Origin of the sequence: Paramagnetospirillum caucaseum, assembly GCF_000342045.1 — a bacterium.
Lineage (GTDB): Bacteria > Pseudomonadota > Alphaproteobacteria > Rhodospirillales > Magnetospirillaceae > Phaeospirillum > Phaeospirillum caucaseum.
Window position 1 is genome coordinate 1 of sequence record NZ_AONQ01000153.1, and the last position, 2,003, is coordinate 2,003.

The following is a 2,003-nucleotide window of genomic DNA, read 5'->3' on the forward strand; positions in this document are numbered from 1 at the left end:
GCCCCTCTCTCGCTCAGGCCCGTGCCGCGGCGGCGGGTGCCGGGCTGACGAACAGGCGGATGTCGCGGGCGTGGGGGATTTCCTCCTGGATGCGCCGGCGTACCGCCTCGGCCACCATGGAACTGTCCTTGATGCGCAGATTGGGATCGACCCGCAGGCGGATGTCGAACTGCACGTCCTCGCCCACATGGCGACCGCGCAGGAAATAGATGCTGTGGACCATGGGCGTGTCCATGGCCACCTGCCAGGCGGTCTGCAGCAATTCCGTATCCACCGAGCTGTCCATCAGGCCGTGGATCGAGGTTCCGATCAGTTCCAGGCCGATGCGTCCCACCAGGGCCGAGACGCCGATGGCCGCGATGGTGTCGGCGATGGGAAAGCCGATCACCGAGGCGATCACGCCGACCATCACCGCCGCCGACGAGATGGCGTCGGACCGGTTGTCCCAGGCATTGGCGATGATGGCCGGGCTGTTGTTTTCGTTGCCCACGCAGATCTGGTAGCGATACATCAGCTCGTTGACGATCACCGTCACCGACGCCCCAACCGCCGCGAAGATGCTCGGCGCCTCGTAGGTCCCCGAGATCAGCTTCATCACCGAGCCGTACATCAAGAAGCTGGCCCCGATCAGCAGCAAGGAGCCCACGATGGACGACGAGATGTATTGGATGTTGCCGTAGCCGAACGGATAGCGCTCATCCGCCGGCTTGTTCGAAATCTTCAAGCTGAGCTGGGTCACCCCGCTGGCCACCACGTCCGCCCCGGAATGCAACGAATCCGCCACCAGCGCCACGCTGCCGCTCATCAGCCCGAGGACCCCCTTGAACAGGGTCATGCAGATGTCGGCGGTAAAGGCCCACCACACCACTTCCTCGCGGCAATCCCTGCAATTTTCGAACTTCATCGGTTCATGTAATCCACAAGATTGGAGCCCAGGATACGATAATTATCGCCCACCTTCTTCGCCTTGATCGTCCCCGAACGAATCAGGCCCAGCACCTCGAGACGGTCCATCCCCAGCAATTGCGAGGCTTCCGCGCTGCTGTAGATCCGGTGCGGCAAGATCTCCTCGCCGAAGATCTTGTCCACCAGCACCATGGCGCCCTGCACGAAGGTCACCAGCGCGCTCCCCTTGATCACCGCCGTCCAGATCATTTCTTGATGTCCTGCGCATGGTTGAGAGGCAACAGTTCCTGGAACAGCTGCGGCGTGATGATCGGCGTGTCGCCCGCCGGCTTTTCCTGGAAATACTCCGCCCGCTTGAACCCGGTGATGAACGCCAGATAGTTCCACGGCCACTTGGTGATCTCGATGTTGTAGGTCGAGGCGGCGGCGTTGTAATCCTCCCGACGCGTCGCGATGCGGTCTTCCATCTCCACCAGCGACGTCATCATATGCTTGTAGGTGTCCACCGACTGGATGGTCGGATACTGCTCCACCACCGCCATCAAACGGCCCAGCGCATTGCCGAAGCCTCCGTCGGCCCCCAGCAGCGCCTTGCCGCCCCCAATATCACCCAGAAGCTTGCCGATCCCGCCCTGCTTCATCAGCTGCTCCAGCGCCGAGCCGATAGGGCCGCCCTTGCCAGCCTCAACGCCCTCGGTCCGCTTGTCCGAGGTATGCGAGAAGATCGAGTGCTCCAATGCAGCATGGTTCAGCGTCAGCTTCACAAGATTGCCGAACAGATTGTCCCGGCGCTGGATCATCACCTCGTAATTGGACCGCTTCGCCTGCGTGTCTTCCGACATGGTCACGAAGGTGTTGTAGCGCATCAGCAACGTCGCGATGAACGCAACAACCGACAAAACCGATATGACCATAAGAGCGTGCACCGGCCCACGCCCCAAACGACGCGGCGTCTCCTCCACCACGTACAACTGGGCAAGCAGCTCCTCCGACTGCTTCACCCGTTGCAGCGCACTGAAGTCGACCCCAGGGGCCGAACCAACATTCGCGTCGCCTAATGCCATATCCGCCTCTCTAAGCTCGTCGTATGAAGGAAA

The 2,003-nt window shown here is 61.6% G+C and carries 3 protein-coding genes; all 3 read right to left on the minus strand.

Annotation, left to right across the window (positions count from 1 at the left end):
• Window positions 1-13: 13 nt before the first annotated feature.
• On the minus strand, window positions 14-904 hold the full coding sequence (gene mamB / locus H261_RS22675) for a magnetosome biogenesis CDF transporter MamB (protein WP_008622631.1): 891 nt from the start codon (window positions 902-904) through the stop codon (window positions 14-16).
• Window positions 901-1,155: a magnetosome protein MamR gene (gene mamR, locus H261_RS22680; RefSeq protein WP_008622632.1), complete on the minus strand. Its 255-nt coding sequence runs from the start codon at window positions 1,153-1,155 to the stop codon at window positions 901-903. Before mamR ends, mamB begins: the two co-directional genes overlap by 4 nt.
• The coding region (gene mamQ, locus H261_RS22685; RefSeq protein ID WP_152427090.1) for a magnetosome protein MamQ at window positions 1,152-2,003 on the minus strand (852 nt) is incomplete at its 5' end. The genes mamR and mamQ, both read right to left, overlap by 4 nt.